Raw genomic sequence first — 26,290 nt, forward strand, 5'->3', positions numbered from 1 at the left:
GTCACAGAGAGCCCGCTCATGCCGTGGGCGCCCCGACCCCGCGGGGGCCGCCGGAACCACACCCAGCACCCCAAGGTAGAAGGCCCCGCCGCCCCCCCCCCCCCCGGCGCGCCCCCCCCCCGCCGGTCGGTGGTGGGGCGGCGGCGTCGGCCCCACCCGTAGCCGCCGGCAGGCCGAGGAGCTTGCGCAGCTGCTCGGTCATGGGCAGCTTCTTGGCATTGAGGGTCTGGGCGAGCGCGAAGCACTCCTTGGGGATCTGCGGCGTGGGCACGAGGTCGACCATGAGCGAGCAGACGTAGCTCGCCGGATCGTACGGGCCGAGCGCGTTGTCCCGCGTGTCGATCGTCCCCGACCGGGCGTTGTACGCGAGGTTGAGATTGGACACCGCGAGCGGGGTCACGTCGAGGATGTTGATGATCGCCTTCTGCTGGCGGACCAGGATGCCCGTGACGTCCGCGAGGGCGTCCACATTGGACTTCAGTGCTTCGCGGTTCTCTTTGATGAACGTGGTGATGTCGGCGAGCGCGGTCGCGAGGCTGCGCAGCGCGGCGGCCAGCTCGTCCCCCTCACCGGCCAGCTGACCGGCCACCGTGGCGAGCTGCTGGTTGAACGCCCGCACCTGCTGGTCGCTGCGGGCCAGCGCGGTGGTGAACAGCTGCAGGTTGGCGACTGTGCCGAACAGGTCCTGACGGCCGTCGGCCAGCGTGGACAGCGCGCGGGAGAGGTCGCCGAGGGTCGTGTGCAGCGCCTCCCCGTTGCCTTCGAGGTTCGCGCGCCCGGCGGCGACCAGGTCCTTGAGCGCGCCGTCGGCGTTGGCACCCTCGGGACCCAGCGCCTTGTTGAACTCGTCGAGGGCCCGGTAGATGTCGTCGATCTCCATCGGCGCGGCGGTGCGCTGCAGCGGCACGTCGCCGCCGTCGGGCATCGCGGCGCCGCCGTTGTAGGCAGGGGCGAGCTGCACGTACCGGTCACTGACGACACTCGGCGGGATGATGAGCGCCTGCACGTCGGCGGGGACGCGCCGGCTCGCGTCGTAGCGCATCTCGACGCGGACCGTGCGGCCCTGCGGGGTCACCGAGACCACCTCGCCGATGCGCACGCCGAGCACCCGGACCGATGAGCCCTCGTGGATGCCGACGACCCGGCTGAAGTGTGCGACGAGCTGCCGCTGCGGTGCGCCGCGCGTGGCGACGACCACGACCGCGGCGGCGGCCACGGCGAGCACCGCGACGATCGCGATGAGGCGACGTGAACGCATCTCAGCGCCCTCCCGTCGTGGGTTGGTAGGGCTGGAGCAGCCCCGCGACGTAGGAGTCGAACCAGCGGCCGTTGCCGACGACGTTCGCGAACGCGTTGACGAACGGCCCCATGTTCTGGATGGTCTGTTCGAGGTTGTCGCGGTTGCGCTGGAGCGTGGCGACGACGCCGCGCAGCTGCTGCAGGGCCGGCTGGAGCTGCTCGCGGTTGTCGGCTGCGAGGCCCGACAGCTGGGTCGCCAGCGCGTTGGTGCCGACGAGCAGGTCGTGGATCGCGTCCTTGCGCCGGTTGACCTCCGCCAGCAGCGCGTTGCCGTCGGCGACGAGCTTGCGGAACTCCTCGTCCCGGGCGGCGAGGACGCCGGTGACGTCGTGGGCGCGGGCGAGCAGTTCCCGCAGCTCGGTGTCTCGGTCGGCGACGGTCTCCGACAGCCGTGACAGCCCGTCCAGCGACGACTTCACGCTCGCCGGGGTGTCGGCGAACGTCTGCGCGAGTGTGGTGAACGCCGTCGCGAGCTGCGTGGTGTCGATCTCGTCGAGCGTCTCGGCCAGCCCGGTCACCGCTTGGACCACGTCGAACGGGGCAGCGGTGCGCTCCAGCGGGATCTCGGCGTCCTCAGCGAGCCGGCCCGGCCCGTCGGGGGCGAGTGCCAGGTACTTCTGGCCCAGCACGGTCTTGATGCGGATCGTCGCGCTGGTCGCCTTCCCCAGCCGCACGGCGTGGTCGTCGAGGCGGAACCGCACCCGCACGTACGGGCCGGCGCCGCCGCGCGCCAGGTCGACGGCGGTGACCTCGCCGACACGGACACCGGCGACGCGGACCTCGTTGCCCGGTGCCAGGCCGCTCGCGTCGCGGAAGGCGGCGCGGTAGGAGCCCTGGGCGGTCAGCGTGTCGAGGGCGTCGAGCTGGAACGCCCCGGCCACCAGGCCCACCAGCGCTGCGAGGCCGACCGCGCCGATCACGCGCGGATCGCGTTCCCGGAACGGTTTCACGCGCGACCTCCCGCAGTCGTGCAGCGCGCCGCCTGCGAGCTGAACGTGGCCGGGTTCAGGTCGCCGTGCCCGGCGACGCTGACGTGGCCGTCGAAGTCGCAGAGGAAGAAGTTGAACCACGAGCCGTACGACGCGACCCGGGTCAGCGAGCTGTACCGGTCGGGGAGCCCGGCGAGTGTCTCGTCGATGACGGCGGCGTTGTCGTTGAGGGTCGTCGACAGCGTGCCGAGCGCGTCGACGTCGGCCGCGAGCGACGGCCGCGCGTCGCCGAGCAGCGACGCGGTCGCGCCGGTCAGGTCGCCCAGGTTGACCAGTGCGTCGCCGATCGCGACCCGGTCGGCAGCCAGTCCGGACACGAACTGCTGCAGCTGCAGGATCGTCTCGTCGAGCTCGCCGCTGTGATCGGCCAGTGTGGACAAGACGGCGTTGAGGTTCGTGACGACCCGGCCGATGACGGCGTCGCGGTCGGCGAGCGTGCCGGTGAGTGAGGCGGTGCGCCGCAGCAGGCTCGCGACGGTGCCACCCTCGCCCTGCAGGACCTGGATGATCTCGTACGCCAGCTGGTTGACGGCCTGCGGGGTCAACGCGGTGAACAGCGGCCGGAACCCGTTGAACAGCACCGTCAGGTCCAGCGCCGGGGTCGTCTGCGACTGCGGGATGAGCCCGTTCGGGCCCAGCGGCCGCGAGTCGCCGGGCCTCTCGCTCAACGCGATGTACCGCTGACCGACCAGGTTCCGGTAGCGGATCGTCGCGTGGACGGTCGTGGTGAGGGGGACGTCATCGGCGGCCGTGAAGGTGACCTCGGCGACGGTGTTGTCGACGACCGTGATGTCGCGCACCTTGCCCACCTGCACGCCGGAGATGCGCACGTCGTCGCCGGCGAGCAGCCCGGTGACGTCGGTGAACCGGGCCCGGTAGACGGTGCCGCCGGACGAGAAGGCGCCGAGGGTCTGCGCCAGCATCGCGGTGAGCAGGACGGTCACCGCCGCGAACGCGGTCAGCTTCAGCAGTGGAGCGAGCACGGCCCGGTTCATGGTGCGTTCACCACCGCTCCGCGCAGCAGCGGGCCCCACAGCAGTACCGCGATGTCAGGCACCTCGGCCGGGGGCACGCCCAGCTGCGCGCCGAGCAGCGGCTGCAGCAGCCGGCGCTCCTCCGCGGTGGCGGCGTCGGCGGTGGGCAGCGCCGCCGCGGTGGCGGGCAGCAGACCGACCGGCAGCTTCGGCGACCCGGGGCGGGCCGCGCCGTAGTCGTAGCCGTCGTTGATCGGTGTCTGCGGTGCGGGGACGTGCGGGTCGGGCAGGCCGCGGCAGTTGGGGCCGTTGTTCGCGCCGTACACCGGCTCGTCCCGGCCCTGTTCGAACTTGCCGTTGTCGCGGGTGATCTCCAGCGTGATGCGCATCCGGCCGGTGGCGAAGACCTGCTCCACCCGCGGCTGCAGCGCGACGAGACCGTTCATGAGGCAGGGGTACTCCGGTGCGTAGGCGGCCAGCAGTTCCAGCAGCGGACGGCTGACGTCGCCGACCTGGATCAGCTGGTCGCCGTGGCGTTCGAGGAAGAGGCGGGTGGCGTCGGCGGCCTCGGTGGTGTCCGCGAACAGCGCCGCCAGCTGGGTGCGCTGGTTCGTCACGGTCGTCGCGGTCACCGACGCGTCGCGCAGGATCGCGAGCAGGTCCGGCAGCGCACCGTCGTAGACGTCCAGCACGGTGGCGAGCCGGCGTACGTCCTCGGCGATGAGCGGCATCTGCTCGTTGAGCGCGGCCAGGTACTGGTCCAGGGTCACCAGCTGCTGGCCGAGCCGCGTGCCTCGGCCCTCCAGGGCGGTGGCCAGCGCGCCGAGCGTCGCGGCGAGCTTGTCCGGCTGGATCGACTGCAGCAGCGGCAGCGCGTTGTCGAGCACCTGCTCCAGCTCGACCCCGCTCTCGCTGCGGTCCTGCGTGATGACGTCGCCGTCGCGGATCGCCCGCCCGGTGGTGCTCGCGGGCGGCAGCAGCGCGACGTACCGCTCGCCGAACAGCGTCTTCGGCAGCAGCCGGGCGTTGACGTCGGCGGGGATCTGCGGCACCAGCGCCGGGTCGAGCGCGAGCCGCAGCCGCGCACCGGTGCCGTCGCTGGACACCGTGCGCACCTCCCCCACGACGACCCCGAAGAGCTTGACGTCCGCTCCGGGGCTCAGCTGCATGCCGGTCCGGCCGGTCCGCAGCGTCACCCAGGTCACGTCGGCGAAGGTCTTGCGGTACTGCAGCACGGCGAGGCCGAGCGCCGCGCCGAGCAGCATGACGAACGCGATGCCGAGCACCCGGTGTCTGGCGTTCATCCGGCGATCCGCACCGTCGTGGTCGCGCCCCAGATGGCCAGCGACAGGAAGAAGTCGACGACGTTCACCGCGACGATCGCGAGCCGCACGGCGCGGCCGACCGCGACGCCGACGCCGGCCGGGCCGCCGCCGGCGGTGTAGCCGTAGTAGCAGTGGACGAGCATGACGATCACGCTGAACACCATGACCTTGCCGAACGACCAGAGTACGTCCTCCGGCGGCAGGAACAGGTGGAAGTAGTAGTCGTAGGTGCCTGCGGACTGTCCGAAGTAGACGATGGCCATGGTGCGAGTGGCCAGGTAGCTCGACAGCAGGCCCAGCACGTACAGCGGGATCACCGCGATGAAACCGGCGATCATCCGCGTGGTGACCAGGAACGGCAGCGACGGCACGGCCATCACCTCGAGGGCGTCGACCTCCTCGGAGATCCGCATCGCGCCCAGCTGCGCGGTGAAGCCGCAGCCGACGGTCGCCGAAAGCGCGAGCGCGGCGACGAGCGGCGAGATCTCCCGGGTGTTGAAGTAGGCCGAGATGAAGCCGGTGAACGCGCTGCTGCCGATCTGGTCGAGCGCCTGGTATCCCTGCAGCCCGACCTCGGTGCCGGTGAAGAACGTCATGAAGCAGATGACGCCGACCGTGCCGCCGGCCACGGCGAGTGCCCCGGTGCCGAAGCTGACCTCGGCCAGCAGCCGGACGACTTCCCGCTTGTACCGGCGGATCGTGCGCGGCGTCCAGGCGAACGCCCGCAGGTAGAACGCCAGCTGCCCGCCGAGGTTGTCGAGCTGTCGCAGGACCGGCATCTCAGCTCCCCTTCTGCGGGACGACCTGGAAGTACACGGCGGTGATGACGAAGTTCAGCGCGAACAGCAACATGAAGGTGATGACGACGCTGTGGTTGACCGCGTCACCGACGCCCTTCGGCCCGCCGCGCGCGGTGATGCCCTTGTACGACGCGACGAGCGCCGCCACGGCACCGAACACCAGCGCCTTGATCTCCCCGACGACCAGGTCCGGCAGCTGCCCCAGCGCCTGGAAGCTCGCCACGTAGGCGCCAGGTGTGCCGCCCTGCATGACGACGTTGAAGCAGTAGCCGCCGCTCACGCCGACGACACTGACGAGGCCGTTGAGCAGGACCGCGACGAGCATCGTGGCGGCGACCCGCGGGGCGACGAGCCGGTGCAGCGGGTCGATGCCGAGCACCTCCATCGCGTCGAGCTCCTCGCGGATCTTCCGGGCGCCGAGGTCGGCGCAGATCGCCGAGCCGCCCGCACCGGCGATGATGAGGGCGGTGACGATCGGGCCGGCCTCGCGCACTACGGCGAGCACCGATGCCGCCCCGGTGAACGACTGGGCGCCGAGCTGGCGGACCAGCGAGCCGAGTTGCAACGCGATGACGGCGCCGAACGGTACCGAGACCAGCGCGGCGGGCAGGATCGACACCGAACTGACGAACCACGCCTGCTGCAGGAACTCGCGCACCTGGAACGGCCGGCGGGTCAGCCCGCGCAGCGCGTCGAGGCAGAACGCGAAGAACAGCCCGGACTGACGCAGCGGCGCGGTCATCGGATCGCGCCCAGTTCGCTGCCCTGTTCGGTGCCGAACGATCCGGGCGGTGGTGTCACCCGGTTGTCCCGGCACCACTGGCCGGGCAGACGCTCCGCGCGCCGGGGCAGCCCGTTCGCCGGCTGCAGCTGCAGCGGGATCGCCGGCAGCGGCGGCAGCTCGACACCCGCGTCGGCCTCGGCCCGCAGCTCATCGGCGTCCTTCTCCTCGGACATGCCGATCGGGCCGATCCGCTGCGCGTTGAGGAACTGCCGGACGACCGGCTCGGTGCTCGACAGCAGCATCTCCCGCGGCCCGAACATCGCCAGGTGACCGTGGTAGATCAGGCCGATGTTGTCAGGGACCGTACGGGCGGTGTTGATGTCGTGCGTGACGATCACGAACGTCGCGTCGATCTGCTGATTGAGGTCGATGATCAGCTGGTTGAGGTACGCGGTGCGGACCGGGTCGAGGCCGGAGTCGGACTCGTCGAACAGGACGATCTCGGGGTCGAGCACCAGTGCACGGGCCAGGCCGGCGCGCTTGCGCATGCCGCCGGAGATCTCGCCGGGCAGCTTCTTCTCCGCGCCCAGCAGGCCGACCATCTCGAGCTTCTCGCCGACGATCCCCCGGATCTCCCGTTCCGGCTTGCGAGTGTGCTCGCGCACCGGGAACGCGACGTTGTCGTAGATGTTCATCGAGCCGAACAGGGCGCCGTCCTGGAACAGCACGCCGAAGAGCTTGCGCACCTCGTACAGCTGCCGCTCCGTGAGGCGGGTGAGGTCGTGATCGCCGATCCAGATCGCGCCCCGGTCCGGCCGCAGCAGCCCGACCAGCGTCTTGAGGAACACCGACTTGCCCGTGCCGGAGGGTCCGAGCAGGACCGATATCTCGCCGGCCGGCAGCGTCAGCGACACGTCGGACCACACCGGCTGGCCGCCGAAGGACTTGGTGAGTCCTTCGACCCGCACTTCGACGCCCATCCGGCCTCCCTGCCCGAACCCCTTGCTGGAGACATCGCGGGAGGGGCGCCGGACGTAACACCTCGGCGGAAACTTTTTCGCGAGCACCGCCCGGCTGGCGCAAACCGACGTCGGTGGATACGGTGCCGTTACCCCCCGGTAACGAAGGCGGCACACCCCACGCGATGACGGCAGCGATCGAACAAGACCTGGTCAATCGGGCCCTACGGGCCGATCCGGACGCCATGGCGGCCCTACTCGCCCAGCTCCATCCCGGTATCGTCCGATACTGCCGGGCCCGCCTCGGCCGCGTCGGCGGCGCCTACACGACCGCCGACGACGTCGCGCAGGAGGTGTGCCTCGCGCTGTTACGGGCACTGCCCGGCTACCGCGACCAGGGCCGCCCGTTCACCGCCTTCGTCTACGCCATCGCCGCCCACAAGGTCGCCGACGCCCAGCGCGCCGCCGTTCGCGACGCCGCAACCGCGCCGGACGACACGCTCGCCGACCGCCCCGACACGGCGCCCGGCCCCGAGCAGCAGGCGATGAGCACCGACGTGGCGCGACGACTGTCCGGGCTGCTCGCCCTGTTACCCGAGCAGCAGCGGGAGATCGTCCTGCTGCGGGTGGCGGTCGGACTGCCGGCCGAAGAGGTCGGCGTGATCGTCGGCATGTCGGCACCCGCCGTCAGGGTCGCCCAGTCCCGGGCCCTGGCCCGGCTGCGTACGCTGGCTGGTGACATGTTGGGCGAGGTGGCGGCGTGAGCGGTCCGCAGCGCAGCGGAGGAGCGCGAACCATGGGCGCAGTGTCAGCTCGCGGCGGCGCCGGAGCGAAGCGGAGGTGACGGCGTGAGCATGAGCGAGCAGCGCGGCGAGCAGCCCGTCGACCTGGCCGCCGTCCAGGCCGACGACACGCTGCTCGACGCCCTCGGCCGGGGCGAGCCGGCACCGGACGGCGACGACCTCGCCGGTCTACTCGCCGCATGGCGGGCCGAACTCGACACCGACCTTCCCGCGAACGACATCCTCATCATGCCGACCGAACCGACCGCCGACGGGCAGGATGTGGCCGAACCGGCGCCGCTCCGGCAGCGCGGCACGGGCCTGCGCCGTATGTTCGCCGGCGTGGCGGCGGCCGCGCTGATCCTCGGCGGCCTGGCCCTCGGCGCGCACCGTTCGAGCCCGGACGGTCCGTTGTGGCCGATCACCCGGGTGCTGTACCCGCAGGTCGTCGACACCCGCGCCGCCGAGCACGCCATCGCGCAGGCCGCCGACGCGACCGCGGCCGGCCGCTACAACGAGGCTCGCCGCCTGCTCGACACCGCCACCGGCTACGCACAGCAGGTCGGTGACCCAGCGACGCGCCAGCGACTGCTCGACCGGATCGACGAGATCCGCCGCTCGCTGCCCGCCGCGTCCGCCCCGACGGGGCAGCCATCGTCCACAGGCGGCGGCTCCACACCAGGCACCACCGGGCCGAGCCCCGCGCCGTCGCCCGGCACCACCACGGACGGACCCGGTGGCGGCGGCAATCCCGGCGGCAGCAATCCCGGCGGCGGCCAGTCGCCGGCCCCGGGCATCCCCGTCCCCGACCTGCCTTCGCTCCTGCCGTCCCTGCCGTTGCCGTCGTCGATACCACTGCCCGGCTTGCCCTAAGTAGATGGTGCCTGGTCCGATCCGGTTGCGTCAGCGCACGGTCAGGTCTGATGTGCTGACAGGGCCGAGATCGCGCGCGGTCTGGGCGAGGGCCCGGATGGGGTCGGTCTCCGACTCGGTGTGCCACACCAGTGCGTATTCCAGTGCGCTCATGTCGCGCATCGGCACGAACGTGATGTCCGGCCGCGTCCAGTAGCGGGTCACGTGGCTCGGGAAGAGCGTGACGATCTCCCCGGTGCTGATCAGGGTGAGGTACTCCTCCTGGCTGCGCACCACCGGCCCGCGCTCGATGACCCTGCCCGTGCGGGTGTGGGTGGGAAAGTAGCTGTCGAGCCAATACTCCGGAGTGGGCGGCGGCACCTCCGGCTGCTGAAAATCGCCCAGCGTTTCCAGCGGGATCGATGTGCGCCGGGTGAGTTCATGGTCGGCGGCCACGCCCAGGACCCGGGACTCGGCGAACATGATCGGGCCGACGGTGAGGTCGGGCTCCTCGACCGGGAGCCAGGCGACGAGGACGTCAATGTCGCCGTTGCGGAGCCCGGCGAACGGGTCGACGAAGGATGCCTGCTGGAGGCGCAGTTTCCAGCCCGTGTGGCGGGCCCGGAAGGTTTCCCAGACGGGGCGCAGGTCGTAGCCGTTGACGGGCAACATGCCGACGCGGAGCACGTGGGTGATCCCCTGGGCGGCGAGCTGAGCGCGTTCGAGGCCGGCGCGCAGGCCGTCGTAGACCGGCCGGAGGTCATCGCGCAGCTGGCGGCCGAGCGGGGTGAGCCGGACCTGGCGGCGGTTGGAGCGGTCGAACAGGGCTCCGCCGATGCGGCGTTCCTGCTGGTTGATGGCCTGACTGATGCGGGCCGGTGAGACGTGCAGCCGCTCGGCGGTGCGCCCGAAGTGCAGCTCGGTGGCGAGGGTCAAAAGATCTCGACGTCTCGTATTTCCATGCCTGCCTCCGGTCCGCGGTGGGACCAGCCTACCGGCCGGCGTCTCCGAAAACGATCACGAACGTCACAGGGGCGGGGCGGGGGCCACGTGAACTCCGAGGTCAGCGCGTTGTGATAACCCGGGTGTTACCGCAGAGCCGCCGAAGTCGTCGTTGATCGCCGCACGGTCCATCGGCACAGTCACAAACCATGCCCCTGGACATGACCGCGATGTACGCCACGCACGACGTACTGCGTCGGGAACTGGCAGACATCGCCCGTGTCACCGTCCGGATCGACGATGATCCGCGGCGGGTCCTGCGAACGGCGGCCGGCTGGCGAATGTTCAAGCGAACCGTGCGCGGCCATCACCGTGCGGAGGACGAGGTGCTGTGGCCGGCGCTGCGCCGGCAGGTCACCGACCGGCCGAGCGAGCTGGTGCTGCTCGAGGCGATGGAGGCCGAACACGCGGCCATCGACCAGCTCATCGCCACGATCGACGAACTGCTGGCCGGTCCTGAAGCCTGCCTCGTCCAGCTCGGAACTCTGGCCGACTCCCTCGTCACCGGCTTGCGAGGACATCTGGCGCACGAGGAACAGACGGTGATTCCGCTGATCCGGCGGTCACTCCCCGCATCGCAGTGGGCGGCCTTCGAGGTCCACAGCAAGCGCAGCGGTGTCCCGCCATCCGGTCACGGCCGATGGAGCCCGGAGCCGTACGGCTCTCCCGACAAGACCCGGCACGGCTTCCGTGATCGGCTTGCCGATCGCCTCCACATCCACATCCGCGATGGGCGTCCCTGTCAGTGGGGATGCCCGAACGAACCCCTGGAGAGCAAGATGCAGAAGTTCGACACCCCGGCCCCGATTGCCGCCGTCCGGGTCGTCGCCACCGATCGGGCCGACACCACGGTCGAGGTCCTGCCCGCGGACGCCTCGAAAAGCCGCGACGTGAAGGCCGCGGAGCAGACCACCGTTGCATACAGCGACGGCATCCTGCGGGTCCGGACCGCGACGCAACACCAGATCCTCGGCCCCTCCGGATCCGTCGAGCTGACGGTTCGGCTTCCCACCGGCTCGCGGATCGAGGCGAAGGCGGCCGCCGAGTTCCGCGCCGTGGGACGGCTCGGCGACGTCACCTTCGACGGCGCGCACGGCGCGGTCGACCTCGACGAGGCCGCGAGCGTGCGCCTTGTCGCCCACGCCGGCGACATTTCGGTCGGCCGTCTGGGCGGCCCCGCGGAGATCAGCACCCAGAAGGGCGACATCCGCATCACCGAGGCCGTGCGCGGCACGGTCGTGCTGCGCACGCAGCACGGTGCGATCTCGGTCGGCGCCGCGCACGGAGTCTCGGCCTCCCTGGACGCCGGCACCGCTTCCGGCCGGATCCGCAACACGCTCAAGAACTCCGAAGGTGCCGCAGCCCAGCTGGACATCCGTGCGACCACCGAAAACGGCGACATCACCGCCCACAACCTCCCGGCCGACGACGTGGCCGGCGGGCAGGATCGTCCGGAGTTGCAGCGGATCCTGGAGGCGTTCGTCGACGCCGGCTTCGGCAGCGCGGAGATGCACATCCACGACGAGCGGGGCGACTGGGCCGGCCGCGCCGGAGTGAGCAAACTGGGCGAGACCGCCGAGCCGCCGGCGAACGGGCAGGTCTGGGCGGGCAGTGTGCTCAAGACGTTCACCGCCACCGTGGTGCTCCAGCTGGTGGGAGAGGGCAAACTCGGGCTGGACGACCCGGTGGCCGACCACCTGCCCGAGTTCGGACTGGACGAGCGGATCACCGTCCGGATGCTGCTGCAGCACACCAGCGGGCTGTACAACTACACAGGCGAGCCCGACCCCGACGGGACGTTCGTGATGGGGCTCCCCTCGCAGGGCAAGGAGTGGGTGGACAACCGATTCCACACGTACCGGCCCGAGGAACTGGTGCGGTTCGCGCTGGCCAAGCCGGCGCGGTTCGAGCCGGGCACCGACCAGAGCTACGCCAACACCAACTACACGCTGGCTCTGCTGCTGATCGAGAAGGTCACCGGCTGCTCCTACGCCGATCAGGCGCAGCGCAGGATCCTCGGGCCGCTCGATCTGTCCGACACCGTCGTGTCGACCACCTCGCCGGATCTCCCCGGGCCGCACGCCCACGGCTACTACCGCTACCAGGACGCCGGCGAGTGGAAGGTGGCCGACGTCAGCCGCCAGAACCCCTCCCTGCTGGCCGGCGCCGGTGACCTGATCTCGACCGCCGGCGACCTCCGCACCTTCATCACCGCGCTGCTGGGCGGCAAGCTGCTGCCGGCCCCGCTGCTGGCCGAGATGCTCACGCCGCACGGCAAGTTCGGCCTCGGGCTGGGGCTGTGGGTGCAGGACCTGGGCCCGGGCAATGGCACGATCGTGCACCACAACGGCGGCGCTCCGGGCGGCTACGGAGCGCTGATGATCAGCAGGCCCGACGGCAGCAGGACCGTGACCGCCTCGCTGACCATCAGGGACATCGACCCGGCAGCAGTGTTCCCCAAGGCGTTGGCCGGGCTGATCGAAGCGGTGTTCTGCGACCGGCAGGCCCGGCAGGCTCAGCCGACGGACTGAGCGCCCAGCGGCCAGGCACTGAGGTGGCCACATCCAGCGACACCGACTGTTCTCGATGCAACCGGCGGCGATCGGCGGGGCCCGGCGCCGCCCGGTTCGAGGCCCCGAGGGTGGAACGCCGCGGCCGGGGCAGGACCGGCGGAGCGAAGCACGTACCGTGTGGTCATGGCTCTGACCGTTGGAGACGTTGAGCGGTTCGAGGTGGCCCGGCCGCGGCTGGAGGCCATCGCCTACCGGATGCTCGGCTCCGCGGCGGAGGCCGAGGACGCGGTGCAGGAGACGTTCCTGCGCTGGCAGGGCGCCGACCACGGGCACATCGAGGTGCTCGAGGCCTGGCTGACGAAGGTCCTCACCAACCTGTGCCTCAACCAGCTCGCGTCGGCGCGGGCGCGGCGCGAGGTGTACGTGGGGCAGTGGCTGCCGGAGCCCCTGCTCGCGGGGGATCCGATGCTCGGTCCGGCCGACACCGTGGAGCAGCGCGAGTCGGTGTCCTACGCGGTGCTCACGCTGATGGAGCGGCTCACGCCGAACGAGCGGGCGGTGTACGTGCTGCGCGCCGCGTTCGACTACCCGCACCGGGAGATCGCCGGGATCCTCGACATCACGGAGGCCACCAGCCAGCAGATCTTCCACCGGGCCAAGCAGCACGTCGCCCAGGGCCGGGCGCGCACGGAGATCGACGAGGCCGCGGCACGGCGGATCGTCGAGGAGTTCCTGGCGGCCGCGACCAGCGGGCGGACCGAGCCGCTCGTGCGGCTGCTCGCCGGAGACGCCGTCTCGATCGGCGACGGCGGCGGGAAGGTGCCGGCGCGGGCGAAGGCGTTCGAGGGTGCCCTCGCGGTGGCGAGGTTCGTGCGGGGCCTGTTCGCGCCCGGCGAGGCGAAGCGCGCCGCCGCCGGCGGGGCGCCCGGGATCTACGCCACGACCGCCAACGGGGAGCCGGCCGTGGTGGCCGTGGTGGAGGGGCGGGTCGTGGGGGTCATGTGCCTGGAGGTCACCGCCGGCGGTATCGCGGCGCTGCGCAACCAGGTCAACCCCGACAAGCTCGACCGCGCGACCGAGCGCTGGGCGGCCGCCGGCGACCATGGGAAACCCCTGTTCACCGCGTTCCAGTGAGTATGTGAGCTGCTTCACACCACGTTCCTGTCAGCAAACGGCGGGCCGCCCGGTTCAAGGGGCACACCGCAAGACAGGAGCAGGGACATGCAGCAGCACCGCATCATCGTTCTGGGCGCCGGGTACGCCGGGGCCATCGCCGCCGGCCGGCTCGCCAAGCGGCTGCGCCGCGAGGACGTCGCGATCACCCTCGTCAACGCCGAGCCGGACTTCGTCGAACGGGTCCGCATGCACCAGCTGGCGACCGGCCAGACGCTCAAGCCGCGGCCGTTCAGCGCGATGCTCGCCGGCACCGGCGTCCAGCTGCGGATCGCCAAGGTCACCGCCGTGGACGTGGAGCGCAGGACCGTCACGGCCGGCGGTGAGGAACTCCGGTACGACACCCTCGTCTACGCGCTCGGCAGCGGCTGGGACGCCCAGGGCGTCCCCGGCACCGCCGAGCACGCCGACGAGCTCGCCGGCCGCCCCGGCGCGCTGCGGCTGCGGGACCGCCTGGCCCGCCTCGGCGCCGGGCAGCCCGTGGTCGTCGTCGGCGGCGGCCTCACGGGGCTGGAGGCCGCCACCGAGATCGCCGAGGCGCGTCCGGACCTCGAGGTCGCGCTCGCCGCCCGCGGTGAGCTCGGCGACTGGCTGTCGGACAAGGGTCGTGCGCACCTGCGGAAGGTCGCCGCCCGGCTCGGGATCACCGTGCACGAGCACGCCGACGTCGCCCGGGTCGAGGCCGACGCCGTCGTCACCGCGGACGGCCGCACCATCCCGGCCGCGGTCACGGTGTGGACCGCCGGGTTCGCGGTGCACCCGATCGCGCAGGCGAGCGGTCTGGAGGTCACCGACACCGGCCGGATCGTCGTCGACGGCACCATGCGGTCGGTGTCCCATCCGGAGGTGTACGCCGTGGGCGACGCCGCCTTCGCCATGGGCGCCGGGGACAAGCCGCTGCGGATGTCGTGCGCGTCCGGCACCCCGATGGCGTGGCAGGCCGCCGACGCGATCGCGGCACGCCTGACCGGCGGGAAGCTGCCGAACGCCCCGCTGCGCTACTTCAACCAGTGCATCTCGCTGGGCCGCAGGGAGGGCCTGATCCAGTACGTCACCGCCGACGACCGTGCCGTCTCCGCGGTCCTCACCGGTCGGCTCGCCGCGGTCTACAAGGAGCTGATCTGCAAGGGCGCGGCCTGGGGCGTCGCCAACCCGATGCTGGGCATGCCCACCCGCCGCCACCCCGTCACCGTGGAACGCACGGTCGAGGCGACGGCGTAGCGCCGGCGGTGCGGGGACATCCGTCGTGCGGAGCGATCGGCGGTGACGGTGGGACACCGCATGGGACCGCGATCGACGCACGGCGCCAGGTGTGGCGCCGGGGTCGCTACCGTCGGGGTCCGGGGGGTGGACATGAACTTCCTGAACCGACTTCTGCCGGGCACCGCGGCACGACCGGACGGTCCGTTACCGGCGCAGCCCGAGAGCGGCGAACCGGCGCCGCCCCGTTCGCGGGTGCGCTCGATGCGGCGGTGGGGCTGGGTCCCGGCCGGCGTGGCCGTGGCGCTGGCCTTCGGCGGCTGGCAGGTCCTGCCGTGGCTGCCGGGGATGTTCGACCACGACGAGTGGAAGGATCGCGGCACGCCGGTGACGGCCACGGTCGCCGACGTGACCCGGCCGGACCGTGAACCACCCGAATCCGGGGCCGGCTTCGGCCAGCACGCCCGCTACCGAGCCGAGTCGATCGTCCTGGCCGCCGCCGGGGTGCGGAAACCCACGACGAGCACCTGCACCCCGGACGGCGACGAGTGGGTGCGGTGTGTCGTCGACTACGACGGGCACCAGGCTCCGGCAACGCCTCCAGGTGCGCGCGTCCGTGACCGCGGTCCGGGCCGCATCGTCATTGCGGCCCGGACCGCGTCTCGGCGGAGAGGCTTGTCGACACTCCTCTCGCGGCGGTGGCAGGACCCGGTCGGCGCGGCATCGCCGACCGGGCCGGTGCTGTCAGCCGAGGAGCATCGCGCTGAATCGCGACTCGTCCGCGTCGAATTCGACGACGCGGACGCGCAGCGTGGCGCCGACCGCGGCACTGCCACCGCGGACGAGCCCTGACAAACCAGCGTCAGACTCGACGAAGAGCCCGAACGGCTTGGTCGACGTGACGACGACGTCGATCTCGTCGCCCGGCGTCAGAAGGGTTCCGGTCATGCGGCTCACCCCCTCTCGATACCTCAGGGTGAGTCGGACAGCGGCGCCGACGCACCCCCAGGTTGCCCTTTCGTCGCGGGGTCGCGGCAGCGCCGGGCTCCGCCCGGACGTCACACCGCCCATGGTACGACCGATCGGCCCAGGAGCACCTGTCCCTCTACTGACGTGGCGTCCGTGCAGATTTCCGTGCCGCGCACGGATGTCCGGTGGCGCGGCTCGGAGCACCCTGATCACCGACGCCGAAACCATCGCACCGAGCCGAGGGGCAACACCATGAACAAGGCCGTGATCAGCCTCAACACGGGTCTGGAGGATGCCGAGACGGTCACCGTCGCGTTCCTCGTCGCCGTGGGGGCAGCCGAGCAGGGACGACCGACGCTGATGTTCCTGACCAAGGAGGCGGTCCGGCTGGCCACCGACGGATTCGCCCAGGCCGTCGCCTGCGACGGTTGCCCGGCGCTGGCGGATCTCCTCGACCGGTACGCCAAGGCCGGCGGCACGTTCCTGGTGTGCCCGATCTGCGTGCAGGCCCGCAAGGTCGACCCGGCCGGATTCCGGGGCAACGCGGAACCCGGCGGCACCGTGCAGATGTGGCAGTGGATCGGTGACGACCCTGCCGTGACCTTCAGCTACTGACTGGGTCGCCGCCTCGGTAGCAGCTGACGCCACCAGGGGGTCGCCTTCGCCAGTTCGCCGCGCACCACCCCGTTGAGCGTCCACGCGTGCTCAGCGTCCCCGGTGGTCGGTTGCGCGGCCGCGTACCCGGCGGCGTCGGCGAGGCGGGCCAGTCTGCGGGTCGGCTCGCCGACGGCGGGGAAGCGCTCCGCCGCCGCGGCGGCGACCTGCCCGGATGTCGTGGACGCTGGCCAGGCGAGGCCGGCGTCGGCGTACCGGTCGAGGGCGTCCAGCCAGGCGCCGTAGATCCGCCGGCGCGGGTCGGGCGCGGTCCTTCTGCGCCGTCTGACGAGGCCACGCGAAACGGGGCGGGCGGCGAGCAGCATGACGGCGACGCCGGCCGCCAGTCCGGCGAGGATCCACTGTGGACCGCCGCCGGCCGCCGGCCCGCCGGTCGCCGAGGAGTCCGCTGTGGAGTCGCCGGAGGGGGCGGTCAGGGGTGCCGGGGTCGTGGTGGGTGCGGGCTCGACGGGTTCGTCCTGCTCGGCCGGCTGCGGCTCCGGCGCACGCTGCCGCGAGCCCGGCGTCGGGTAGAACCCGACCCATCCGGCGCCGGCGAAGCGGACCTCGGCCCAGGCGTCGACGTCCCGTTCGGTGATCTTGCCGGGTGTCGCCGGGCGGAAGCCGACGACGACCCGGGCGTCGTAGCCGAGGGCCCGGGCCATCAGCGCGTACGCCGACGCGTACTGTTCGGCGGTGCCCGAGTGGCTGGTCAGCAGCCGGTCGATCTGGAACAGGCCGTGGCCGGTCGGTGGCCGGTCGGACGAGCTCACGGAGAAGCCGCCGTCGAACGCGAGCTGGTCGGCGAGCCGGCGCAGCGCCGGGTATCCACCGTTCGCGCCGGCCAGCCGGCTCGCGTGACCGACGATTGTCGCGGGCGGCCGTTCTCCGGTGTACGCAGCGGGTGTGTCACCGGCGAGCGCGGCCGGGTCGGGCTCGGTCACCACGCTGCGGACCGTGTACTGCCGCGGAACCGGGCGGCCGGCCGGCATGACGACGTCACCGGTCTGCGTGTCGACGCCGAGCCCGGTTTCGGAAACCTGGACCGGTCGGCCGGTCGCGACGAGCCAGCCGAACGTGCCGGGGTCCTCGACGTGCACCTCGTCCTCGACGGTGACGCCGTCCCGGTCGGGGGCCGGCAGGCGGGTCCCGGCACGGCGGTACGTGGCGGCGCTCGTCCAGTACGTCCCGTCGAACCGGTCCAGCGTCGCGAACCGTAGCCGCGTCGAGGGCTGCGCCGACCGGACGGTGAGCCGCAACGTCAGCTTGCCGGACCTGAGGGCGGGGTACTGGGCGAGCGGGCTGGTCCCCTCCCGCGGCTGGACGGTCTGGTCGGCGAGGAGCCGCAGGTCGACCGGTTCCGGGGCACCGGCGAGGGTCAGCAGCGGTGTGGCGAGCAACCCGCCGGCGGCACCGATGGCGGCGAGGGCCAGCAGGGCGACCGATGGCAGCAGCCGGAATCCGGCGGAGGCCGCCGAGACCGGCCGGCGTTCGCGGGCGGTCGTCGCGAGCAGCCCGACGGTGACGGTGGCGAACGCCGGCGCGAGCCAGGCGGCCGGACGGCCCGGGACGGCGAGCAGGACGGCGATGCCGGTGCCCAGGACCGGGGCGATCAGCGACCACCCGGCGGCGGTGCGGCGCAGCGCCGGTTCGACCGTGCCGATCGCGACGAGCCCGGCGAACAGCGTGCAGGCCGCGAGCTCGGCGCCGTCGGGGTCCAGCGGCGGGATGCTGGTCAGCAGCCGGAACGGGCCGGCGGCGAGCTCCACCGGAGACAGCCCGAAGATCAGCAACACGTACCCGGCGAGCGCGGCGAGCGCGATCGTCAGCCTGGTGACCGGCGGGACGCGCCGGGCCTCGCCGGACGCGGCCGTCACGAGCAGACACGCCAGCGGCGCGAGCGCGACGGCGCCGAGCATCGGCAGCGCGTACGCCGGTTCGGTCAGCGCCTCGACGCCGGTCCGCCCGTATGCGGGCGCCAGTGCGACGACCGGGGCGAACGCGAGCAGCCCGGCCAGTCCGGCGCGCGGCAGCGCCGCGCCGGGTTTCCTCGCGGCGGGTCCTGTCACGGCCGGTCGGGGCGCCGTTTCGGTCACCGTCCACCGCCGAGCCGGGTGTACGCCTGCGCGGCCACCTCGGCGGTCGGCGCGGAGATGATCGAGACCCCGGAGCGCAACGACGTCCCGGTCGCGTCGCCGATCTGCACGAGCACGATGCGGGCGTACCGTCGCCGCTGCGCCCCCAGGAGCGGGACGAGCCCGCCCGGTTCGCCGCTGACGACGACGATCGTCCCGCCGCCGGGCGTGCCGCGGACCATCGCGAGCAGTCCGGTTTCGTCGCCGCCGTCCTGGACGGCCGCGGCGAGCCGGTCGAGCGCGGTGACCGGCGGCGGGTCCGTCGGCGTGGTGCACAGCAGCGTGACCGGGTGGCCGCCGCGGCCGGCGGCCGACACCACCGACGCGGCGAAGGCGACCGCCTCCTCGAACCGCTCCGGTGACAGCACCGCCGCGCGGGTGTCCAGCAGGACCGTGGTGGACGGTTCGGTGGTGTCCACGCGGTCCTGCACGACGAGGTCACCGACGCGGGCCGTGGTCCTCCAGTGGATCTGCCGGAAGTCGTCGCCGGCGCGGTACTCCCGCAGCGACGCGAACGCGGTCGAGCCGTGCTGCGCGCGGTCGATCATCTCACCCTCGAAGTCGACGGCGACGCCGATCGGCAGTGCCTTGAGCGGGTGGATCTTCGGGTGCACCCAGATCCACAGTGCGGGGGCGAGCGGCTCGCCGCGGCGGACCAGCCCGAGCGGGTCGCGGCGTTCCAGCCGGACCGGTCCGAGCGCGATGACGCCGCGGCGGCGGGTGCTGATCTCGTACGAGTCGTCGAACCGCGCACCGGGTGCCAGCGGCGGGACCGCGATCCGCTGCGGTTCGCCGTCGAAGGAGTCGAGGATCTCGAAGACGCCGGTGGGCAGCCGGCCGGCGTTGACGACCGTGACGCCGGCGCGTACCGCGTCGCCGACGGTCAGCCGGGTCCGGGTGGCGGCACGGGTCACGTCGAGGCGGGCCGGTAGGAGTACCAGGGCGACCGCGCCGAGCATCAGGGTCAGCCCGGCGGCGCCGATCCCGACCAGCGTCGGCAGGCCGGCGGTCAGGCCCGTCGCGGCCAGTGCGCCGCCGCCGAGCCCGACGACCAGGCCCGTGCCGGTGGGTCTCATCGGCGTCCGGCCACCTCCGGCACCGGCACCGGCACCGTTTCGAGGACGTCGCGGAGGATGTCGGCCGGGCGGACGCCCTCGATCTCGGCCTGCGGGCGGACCAGGAGCCGATGGGCGAGCGCGGCGACCGCGACGGACCGGACGTCGTCGGGGACGACGTATCCGCGTCCGTCGGTGGCGGCCCAGGACTGCGCGGCGCGCAGGAGCGCGAGGCTGCCGCGGGGACTGACGCCGAGCTGCAGCCGCGGGTCGGCGCGGGTCGCGGCGGCGATGCGGGCCACGTAGTCGGCGATCTGCTCGGCGACGTGCACCTGCTGGACGTACTCGATCATCCAGCGGATCTGCTCGACGGTGGTGACGGGGGTGAGCCGCGCGGCGGTCCCGGTGCGGGAGCGGCCGAGCAGCAGGTCCCGCTCGTCGTCGACGTCCGGGTAGCCGATGCTGATCCGCAGCAGGAACCGGTCGAGCTGCGCCTCCGGGAGCCGGTAGGTGCCTTCGAGGTCGACCGGGTTCTGGGTGGCGACGACCAGGAACGGCACGGGCACCGGGTAGCTGCGCCCGTCGACGGTGACCTGCCGCTCCTCCATCACCTCCAGCAGCGCCGACTGCGTCTTCGGCGACGCGCGGTTGATCTCGTCGGCGAGGACCAGATGGGCGAAGGTGGGTCCGGGCCGGAAGGAGAACTCGCCGCTGTGCTGGTCGTAGACGGTGCTGCCGGTGATGTCGGAGGGCAGCAGGTCGGGGGTGAACTGGATGCGGTGCCAGTCGGCGTCGATCGACGCGGCGATCGACTTGGCGAGGGTCGTCTTGCCGACGCCCGGCACGTCCTCGACGAGGAGATGCCCGCCGGCGAAGAAGCAGGTCAGCGCGAGACGGACGGCGTCGGGTTTGCCGGTGAGCGCGCCTGAGACGTTGCCATGGATGGTGGTGTACTGCTCGGCGAAGTAGCCGGCCGGGTCGCTTGCCTGGGACATCGGGGGCACTCCTTCACTTACCGCCGGTGGCGGCCAGGCACGGGGCTGGTGGTCCGGGCGGCGGCGGCACGTCGGTCATGACGAGCGCCCAGATCTGGTAGCAGTACTCGGTCCGGGGGTCGAGCCCGCGCACCAGGTACGGCGACAGCTGGTCCTTGGACGCGTCGCCGATCTTCTCGCGGTCCCGGAAGATCACGTACGAGACGAAGCCGGGGATGGTGGAGGCGTCGCGGAAGTCCAGCCGGACGACGCCCGCCTGGGGTGACGTGGCGGTCACCGGCACCGGGTAGAGCTGGCTCTTCGGACCGGCGGCGCTGCTGGTCCCGGCCGTCGCTGGGGTGCCGGTGCCGTCGGGCCGGCCGGTCCAGAGGCCGACGGCGGTCGCCGCGATCAGCAGCGTCAGCAGGCCGAGGAACGGCGCCAGCAGGCGCCGCCGGGCCGGTTCGGGCGCGGGCGCGTCCGGCACCGGCAGGGTCGCCCCGGCGGTGGGTTGCAGATCGTCGTGGTCGGCTGACGGGGACTGCGGGCCGGCCGGTGCGAGGGTTCCCGCCGGCGGCGCGCCGGCTCCCGGCGAGGCGTCTGTCTCCGGCGCGGCGGCGCGGAAGGCGACGTCGATCGGCCGGGCCGGGGTCGGCGGCGGCGCGTCCGGCGGCAACGTCCCGGTGTGCCCCTGCAGTGCGGCGAACCGCTCGGCGAGGGCGGCCGCTTCGGGCCGGTCGGCGGGCCGCTTGGCCAGGCAGGCCTGGATCACCGACCACACCGGGTCGGCGAGCCCGTCGGGGCGGGCCGGTTCCTCCTCCAGGTGCGCCCGCAGCAGCGCCATCGGGTGGTCGCCGGCGAACGGCCGGTGGCCGGCCAGCAGCTCGTACGCGGTGACGCCGAGGGCGTACACGTCGACGGCCGGGCTCGCGGGCCGGCCCATCGCCAGCTCGGGAGCCAGGTACGCGGGGGTGCCGACGACCATGGACTGCTGGGTCAGGTCCTCGCCGCCGGCGACCTTCGCGATGCCGAAGTCGGTGAGCCGGGCCCACGGCTCGCCGCCGCGCCAGGTGATCAGCACGTTCTCCGGCTTCACGTCGCGGTGCACGATGCCGGCGGCGTGGACCGTGGCCAGTGCCCCGGCGACCTGGGCGAGCACGGTCACCGCCCGGTCGGTCGTGAAACCGCGTTTCGTCGCGCCGCGCAGGTCGAGCCCGTCGACGAGCTCCATCACGATCGCGAGGGTGTCGCCTTCGACGACGAGGTCCAGCACCCGGACGAGGTTCGGGTGGACGACGGCCCGCAGCGCGTTGCGTTCCCGCAGGAACCGGGCGACCGCCTCGGGGTCCGCCGCGTACTCCTCCCGGAGCACCTTGATCGCCACCGGCTGGCTGTCCGCGCGGCGGATCCCGCGCCAGACCCGGCCGTTGGCGCCCTGGCCGATCACGCTGTCACGGAGGTAACCGCTGCCCAGCGGCGACCCGGCCGGGGTGTAGGGCGTTGTCGGTGGCAGCGTCGGCTGAGCCGCCGGATCGTCGGTCATGATCTCCACAGTGGGGGTGTGGTCCGCAGCGGATGGGCGGCGCGTCAGCACCGCGGTGTCCACACCATAGCGACTCCCGCTCATCGCACCGACTCACGGGGTTCGGTGCTCGACGCCGCCGGAACCTGTACCGCCGAGTACTGTCCACGGGTGACGAGCAGACCGCGGCCGGCCGGCCAGCCGCCGGCGGTCGAGCGCGGCAGCCGGATGTCGAACAGTTCGCCGTCCACATGCGACAGTGGGTTGAGCAGCAGACCGGTCCGCGCCCGCCGGAGCATCGCCAGCCAGCCCCGGTAACGGTGCTGCTGCAGGTCGTCGGTGGTGCCGGCGGCGACGATCACGCTGCCGGCGTCGCGGGCCGTCCGGACCAGCGTCTCCAGGGTCAGCGCCGCCGGGCCCTCGGCGAGCAGCTCCGCGTCGTCGACCAGCACCGCAACCGGCGTACCCACCTCCTGCAGCACGAGCGCGAGGTCGGCGGCGTCCTCGGTGCCGACGAGGGCGGCGGCGAGCCCGTCGAGGTCGGTCAGCGGCGACCGGCGCGGGCAGAGGGCCACGACGGGCGCCGGCCGCGCCACCAGCGACCGGGCGACCTGCAGCAGCGCGCCGCTGCGGCCGGAGCGCGGTGGCCCGGAGATCAGGAACGCGTTGCCCAGTTCCGCCAGGTCGACGTCGACCGGGCCGAGCTGGTCACCGCCGACGCCGACGGTGACCGCGCCGGCGGCCCGCGGCGCGCTGCGCAGCGCCTCGGCATCGGTGCTCGTGATCATCGATGGGAGCGGGTCGACGCGTTGGGGCAGCGCGTCGGCGGGCACGCCGTCCCAGCGGTGGCGGGTCGCCGCGCAGAGCCGGTCCAGCGCGGCGACCTGCGCGGCGCCGTCGGGCTCCGGGTCGAGCAGCGCGACCTGGACGCTCTGCCTGCCGGGGCAGGCGATCGCCCGGCCGGGCGGCATCTCGCCCGGCGCCTCCCGCGGGTTGATCCCGTACGCGGCGAGGTCGTCGCGGTCCGCGTGGGCGAGCACCAGGCGCGTCGCGACCGCACCGGCGAGCCGGTGGGTGAACCCGGACCGATCCGTGGACAGCACGGTCAGCACGCCGGCCGCGGGACCCCTCCGCAGCAGCGCGTCGACGGCGTCGACGAGCCGGCCACCGTCGAGCTCGGCGAACCGGGCGTGGAACGTCTCGTACCGGTCGATGATCAGCACCAGGTACGGCAGCGGGTCCCTGGAACCGGCCCGCTGCTCGGCCGGCGACGCATGCCCGCCGGCGGCGAGGAGCCGCTGACGCCGGCCGATCTCGGCGTCCAGGAGCCGCAGCACGCGCGCCGTGCGGTCGGTGTCGTCGCCGTCCACGTACGCGCCGCAGTGCGGCAGCCCGGCGAGCCCGGCCAGGGCGTGGTTGCCCTGATCGAGGATGTACAGGTGGACGTCGGCGGGCCCGGCGGCGCTCGCCAGCCCGGCGGCGATCGTCCGCAGCGCCGTGGACCGGCCGCTGCGGGCCATGCCCGCGACCAGGACCGGGCCGGTCGACGCGAGGTCCAGCACGAACGGTCGCTGCGCCTGCTGCGACGGCAGGTCGGCGAGGCCGACCGCGACGCGGACCAGTCCGTCCACGGCGGGACCGGCCAGATCGGCGGCGACCACGACCGGCGGCAGCGGCGGCAGCCACGGGCTGGCCGGCGCGGCGAGTCCCGCGTGCTCCGCGGCGCCCCGGATCGCGTCGACAAGGACCGCCAGGTCGGTCTCGGCGCCGTCGGCGGGCGCGGCGGGCGGCGGCGGCTGGTGGCCGAGCGAGCCGACCGTCCGGGCCCGCACGAGGACCTCCGACTCGTCGGCGTCCACCACGGCGGAGCGCGGACCGCCGATCCGCGCCGCCTGCAGCAGCGCCAGGTCACCGTGGCCGGCGCGCAGGTAGGCCCGGCCCGGCAGGTGCCGGGACAGCCGCACGGCGTCGGGGACGTCCACGACGTCGCTGCTCTCGCTCGCGCTGGTGACCCGCAGGCAGATCCGGAGGTTCAGGTTGGCGCGCAGCTCGGCGCTGACCACACCGGCCGGTCGTTGGGTGGCGAGGACGACGTGGACGCCGAGGCTGCGCCCGCGCATGCCGATCCCGGCGACGCCGGTGACGAACTCCGGCACCTCCTCGACCAGCGACGCGAACTCGTCGATCACGATCACCAGGCGGGGCAGCCGGCCGCCGGTCGTGGCCCAGTACTCGGCGATGTCCTTGGCCTCGACCTCGGCGAGCAGCGCCTCCCGGCGGCGCAGCTCGGCGCTGAGCGAGGCGAGCGCCCGCGCGACCAGATGCCCGTCGAGGTCGGTGACCATGCCGGCGCAGTGCGGCAGGTTCCGGCATTCGGCGAACGCGCTGCCGCCCTTGTAGTCCACGAGCACGACGGCGAGCGCATCCGGCGGGTTGACCAGGGCCAGGCCCGCGACGAGGGTCTGCAGCAGTTCGGACTTGCCGGCGCCGCTGGTGCCGGCGATGAGCAGGTGCGGCCCGTCCCGGCTCAGGTCGATGCTGAACGGTCCGCCGGCGCCGACCCCCAGCGGCACGGTCGCGGACCGCCCGCCGGGACTGGCGGCCCACCTGCGGGCGACCGCCTCCGCGGTGGGTGTGTGCCCGAGCCCGACGAGGTCGAGCAGGCGCACGGTGTCCGGCAGTCCCCCGTCGTCGCCGGAGCGGCCGCCGAGGACCCGCAACGGAGCGAGGGCATGCGCCAGCGCGGCGGCGTCGGCCGCACCGAGCCGGTCCAGCAGCAGGTTGTCCAGGACCCGCCCGTCGGGGTGCCGCAGCCGGGCCCGCGTCCCCGACGGGGAGCTGATCACGGCGGTGGCCCGGCACTCAGCCGGCAGGTCCGTCTCCTCGACGTCCACGCAGATCGCGTACACCCCTGCATCCGGGCCGTCGGTGAGCAGTTCGGCCAGTTCCGGCAGTCCACGCAGCCGCCGGGCCCCGTCCGCGACCACGATCATCCGCCGGCCGGCCGGCACCGACGCGCGCAGCGCCGCCTGCCGCTCGGCCCGGCGCGCCGCCACGATCCGGCGTAGCTCGGTCAGCCGCGCCCGGGCCTGCTCCGCGTCGGTGGCGATCATCCGCTGGCACGCCAGGTCGGCAGTGTGCGGGACGGTGTGCGGCAGCCAGCTCGCCCACTCCCACTCCGGTGCCTCGTCCGTGCCGGTCAGCACCACGATCCCCAGGTCGTGCGGGGCGTGCAGGGTGGCGAGGTGCGCGATCACGGCACGGGTCGTGGCGAGGACCGCTGCCCTGGGACCGGCCAGCCCGAGCACACCGGCCGCCGCCAGGTCGACGGTGGACGGCAGGTGTTCGACGGCGGGGATGTCGAACTCACCGTCAAGGTCGACCCGTGCCGGTGCGGTGCCCAGTCCGAGCCGGACGTGCAGGAAGTCCTGGTCGGCCGGCCGGCGCTCGTACAGCCGCCGGCCGGGACCGCTCGCGATCCCCAGCAGGCGGGCCGGGTCGGGCCAGGCGTCACGGCCGGCCCGGCCCTGTTCGTCGGCGAGCCGCTCGAGATCGGTGACCAGGGCGGCCCGCGCCCGTTCGTACTCCTTCACCGCCGCGCGGTGCTCGTTGCGGCCGCTGCGCCGGTCGGACAGCACCGTCGCCAGCATCAGCACCGGCGACAACGCCAGGAAGATCAGGAAGTAGCCGGCGCCGGGGAGCAGCTTGTACATGACCCCGGCGATGACCAGCGGCAGCAGGATCACCAGCAGCGGAAAGCGCACCGCCCGCGGCCGCTCCGGCCGCCGCGGCACGCTCAGCCGCGCCACAGCCGCGGGTGCGCCGATGCGCGGCGGCCGGTTGTACGGGACCGTCCCGTCCTCCGCGACCGGCCCGACCGGCCCGTCGGCCGGATCGACGGGCCGGACGGTGAGGACGGTCTCGCCCGCGGAGAACACCTCGCCGGGCGCGACCTCGGCAGCGCCGACGAGCCGCACCCCGCGGTGCGCGACGCCGTTGCGGGAGCCCGCGTCGGCGATCTCGAACCCGGTCGCGGTGGGCCGCGCCGTCGCGTGGACCCGGCTGACCTCGGGGTCGGCGATCACCAGGTCGTTGCTGGGTGCCCGGCCGACGCTGACCGTGCCGCCGGCGGGGAGCGCGGCCCGCGCCGCGCCGCCCGCCCCGCCGACCGCGACCAGCTCGACCCCGTCCCGGTCATGTTCCGGACCGCCTGGTCCGGCGTCGGTGCGCAGCAGCGCGCCGATCGGCACTGTCAGGTCCACCAGCCGCGCGGTGCCGGGCAGCGGCCGGCCGGCCAGCCACAGCTGCCGGCGACGACGGCGACAGCGCCGATCTTGATGGCGATGAGCCGTCCGTACGGGCTGCTCCACCTCTCGGCCGGGTGTTGCA

General features: G+C 73.2%; 20 protein-coding genes and 1 pseudogene. 7 read left to right on the top strand and 14 right to left on the bottom strand.

Annotated features, from left to right (window positions below; all coding sequences use genetic code 11):
* Positions 1-16: 16 nt before the first annotated feature.
* The 7 genes from AB0I21_RS53360 to AB0I21_RS53390 are packed head-to-tail and all read right to left on the bottom strand — an operon-like array spanning position 17 to position 7,091.
* The gene (locus AB0I21_RS53360; RefSeq protein ID WP_360573099.1) at positions 17-1,258 is read right to left on the bottom strand and encodes an MCE family protein; all 1,242 of its coding nucleotides are present in this window, start codon (positions 1,256-1,258) and stop codon (positions 17-19) included.
* 1 nt (position 1,259) lies between these two features.
* Complete coding sequence (locus AB0I21_RS53365) at positions 1,260-2,249, bottom strand: MCE family protein (RefSeq protein WP_360573101.1); 990 nt, start codon at positions 2,247-2,249, stop codon at positions 1,260-1,262.
* A complete protein-coding gene (locus AB0I21_RS53370; protein ID WP_360573103.1) occupies positions 2,246-3,283 on the bottom strand; it encodes an MCE family protein in 1,038 nt (345 codons plus the stop codon). The genes AB0I21_RS53365 and AB0I21_RS53370 overlap by 4 nt, the downstream gene beginning before the upstream one ends.
* On the bottom strand, positions 3,280-4,566 hold the full coding sequence (locus AB0I21_RS53375; RefSeq protein ID WP_360573105.1) for an MCE family protein: 1,287 nt from the start codon (positions 4,564-4,566) through the stop codon (positions 3,280-3,282). Before AB0I21_RS53375 ends, AB0I21_RS53370 begins: the two co-directional genes overlap by 4 nt.
* On the bottom strand, positions 4,563-5,366 hold the full coding sequence (locus AB0I21_RS53380) for an ABC transporter permease (RefSeq protein WP_360573107.1): 804 nt from the start codon (positions 5,364-5,366) through the stop codon (positions 4,563-4,565). The genes AB0I21_RS53375 and AB0I21_RS53380 overlap by 4 nt, the downstream gene beginning before the upstream one ends.
* A 1-nt stretch (position 5,367) precedes the next feature.
* Positions 5,368-6,129 carry an ABC transporter permease gene (locus AB0I21_RS53385; protein ID WP_360573109.1) on the bottom strand — a complete coding sequence of 254 codons (762 nt, stop codon included), beginning with the start codon at positions 6,127-6,129 and terminating at the stop codon, positions 5,368-5,370.
* Positions 6,126-7,091 carry an ABC transporter ATP-binding protein gene (locus tag AB0I21_RS53390; RefSeq protein ID WP_360573111.1) on the bottom strand — a complete coding sequence of 322 codons (966 nt, stop codon included), beginning with the start codon at positions 7,089-7,091 and terminating at the stop codon, positions 6,126-6,128. The genes AB0I21_RS53385 and AB0I21_RS53390 overlap by 4 nt, the downstream gene beginning before the upstream one ends.
* A 164-nt stretch (positions 7,092-7,255) precedes the next feature.
* Here AB0I21_RS53390 and shbA point away from each other — a divergent pair, with 164 nt between their 5' ends.
* The gene (shbA, locus tag AB0I21_RS53395; protein WP_360573113.1) at positions 7,256-7,834 is read left to right on the top strand and encodes an RNA polymerase sigma factor ShbA; all 579 of its coding nucleotides are present in this window, start codon (positions 7,256-7,258) and stop codon (positions 7,832-7,834) included.
* A gap of 90 nt (positions 7,835-7,924) precedes the next feature.
* The gene (locus tag AB0I21_RS53400; RefSeq protein WP_360573134.1) at positions 7,925-8,725 is read left to right on the top strand and encodes an anti-sigma-D factor RsdA; all 801 of its coding nucleotides are present in this window, start codon (positions 7,925-7,927) and stop codon (positions 8,723-8,725) included.
* Between the two features lie 30 nt (positions 8,726-8,755).
* Here AB0I21_RS53400 and AB0I21_RS53405 read toward each other — a convergent pair whose 3' ends face one another.
* Positions 8,756-9,640 carry a LysR family transcriptional regulator gene (locus AB0I21_RS53405; protein WP_360573115.1) on the bottom strand — a complete coding sequence of 295 codons (885 nt, stop codon included), beginning with the start codon at positions 9,638-9,640 and terminating at the stop codon, positions 8,756-8,758.
* Positions 9,641-9,876: 236 nt separating this feature from the next.
* Between AB0I21_RS53405 and AB0I21_RS53410 the strand changes: the two are divergent.
* The 4 genes and pseudogenes from AB0I21_RS53410 to AB0I21_RS53425 all read left to right on the top strand — a co-directional run.
* Positions 9,877-10,203, top strand: a pseudogene (locus tag AB0I21_RS53410) (hemerythrin domain-containing protein); the annotation flags it as partial.
* Positions 10,204-10,485: 282 nt separating this feature from the next.
* Positions 10,486-12,237, top strand: a complete 1,752-nt coding sequence (locus tag AB0I21_RS53415) for a serine hydrolase (protein WP_360573136.1) — start codon at positions 10,486-10,488, stop codon at positions 12,235-12,237.
* A gap of 165 nt (positions 12,238-12,402) precedes the next feature.
* Positions 12,403-13,353: an RNA polymerase sigma factor SigJ gene (sigJ, locus tag AB0I21_RS53420; RefSeq protein WP_360573117.1), complete on the top strand. Its 951-nt coding sequence runs from the start codon at positions 12,403-12,405 to the stop codon at positions 13,351-13,353.
* 87 nt (positions 13,354-13,440) lie between these two features.
* Positions 13,441-14,613 carry an FAD-dependent oxidoreductase gene (locus AB0I21_RS53425; protein WP_360573119.1) on the top strand — a complete coding sequence of 391 codons (1,173 nt, stop codon included), beginning with the start codon at positions 13,441-13,443 and terminating at the stop codon, positions 14,611-14,613.
* 723 nt (positions 14,614-15,336) lie between these two features.
* Here AB0I21_RS53425 and AB0I21_RS53430 read toward each other — a convergent pair.
* Positions 15,337-15,540, bottom strand: a complete 204-nt coding sequence (locus tag AB0I21_RS53430) for a hypothetical protein (RefSeq protein WP_360573121.1) — start codon at positions 15,538-15,540, stop codon at positions 15,337-15,339.
* A gap of 273 nt (positions 15,541-15,813) precedes the next feature.
* Here AB0I21_RS53430 and AB0I21_RS53435 point away from each other — a divergent pair, with 273 nt between their 5' ends.
* The gene (locus tag AB0I21_RS53435) at positions 15,814-16,176 is read left to right on the top strand and encodes a DsrE family protein (RefSeq protein WP_360573123.1); all 363 of its coding nucleotides are present in this window, start codon (positions 15,814-15,816) and stop codon (positions 16,174-16,176) included.
* Here the strand turns inward: AB0I21_RS53435 and AB0I21_RS53440 are convergent.
* The 5 genes from AB0I21_RS53440 to AB0I21_RS53460 form a co-directional block, all read right to left on the bottom strand.
* Positions 16,170-18,284, bottom strand: coding sequence for a transglutaminase domain-containing protein (locus AB0I21_RS53440; protein ID WP_360573125.1), 2,115 nt, complete (start codon positions 18,282-18,284; stop codon positions 16,170-16,172). The genes AB0I21_RS53435 and AB0I21_RS53440 overlap by 7 nt on opposite strands.
* A gap of 23 nt (positions 18,285-18,307) precedes the next feature.
* Complete coding sequence (locus tag AB0I21_RS53445; protein ID WP_360573127.1) at positions 18,308-19,426, bottom strand: DUF58 domain-containing protein; 1,119 nt, start codon at positions 19,424-19,426, stop codon at positions 18,308-18,310.
* A complete protein-coding gene (locus AB0I21_RS53450) occupies positions 19,423-20,400 on the bottom strand; it encodes a MoxR family ATPase (protein WP_360573129.1) in 978 nt (325 codons plus the stop codon). Before AB0I21_RS53450 ends, AB0I21_RS53445 begins: the two co-directional genes overlap by 4 nt.
* Positions 20,401-20,413: 13 nt before the next feature.
* Entirely contained in the window at positions 20,414-21,922 is a 1,509-nt protein-coding gene (locus AB0I21_RS53455) for a protein kinase (RefSeq protein WP_360573131.1), read from the bottom strand.
* An 80-nt stretch (positions 21,923-22,002) separates the two neighbouring features.
* Positions 22,003-26,163, bottom strand: coding sequence for an FtsK/SpoIIIE domain-containing protein (locus AB0I21_RS53460; protein ID WP_360573132.1), 4,161 nt, complete (start codon positions 26,161-26,163; stop codon positions 22,003-22,005).
* Positions 26,164-26,290 lie beyond the last annotated feature (127 nt).

This window comes from Dactylosporangium sp. NPDC050588, assembly GCF_040654975.1.
Lineage (GTDB): Bacteria > Actinomycetota > Actinomycetes > Mycobacteriales > Micromonosporaceae > Dactylosporangium > Dactylosporangium maewongense.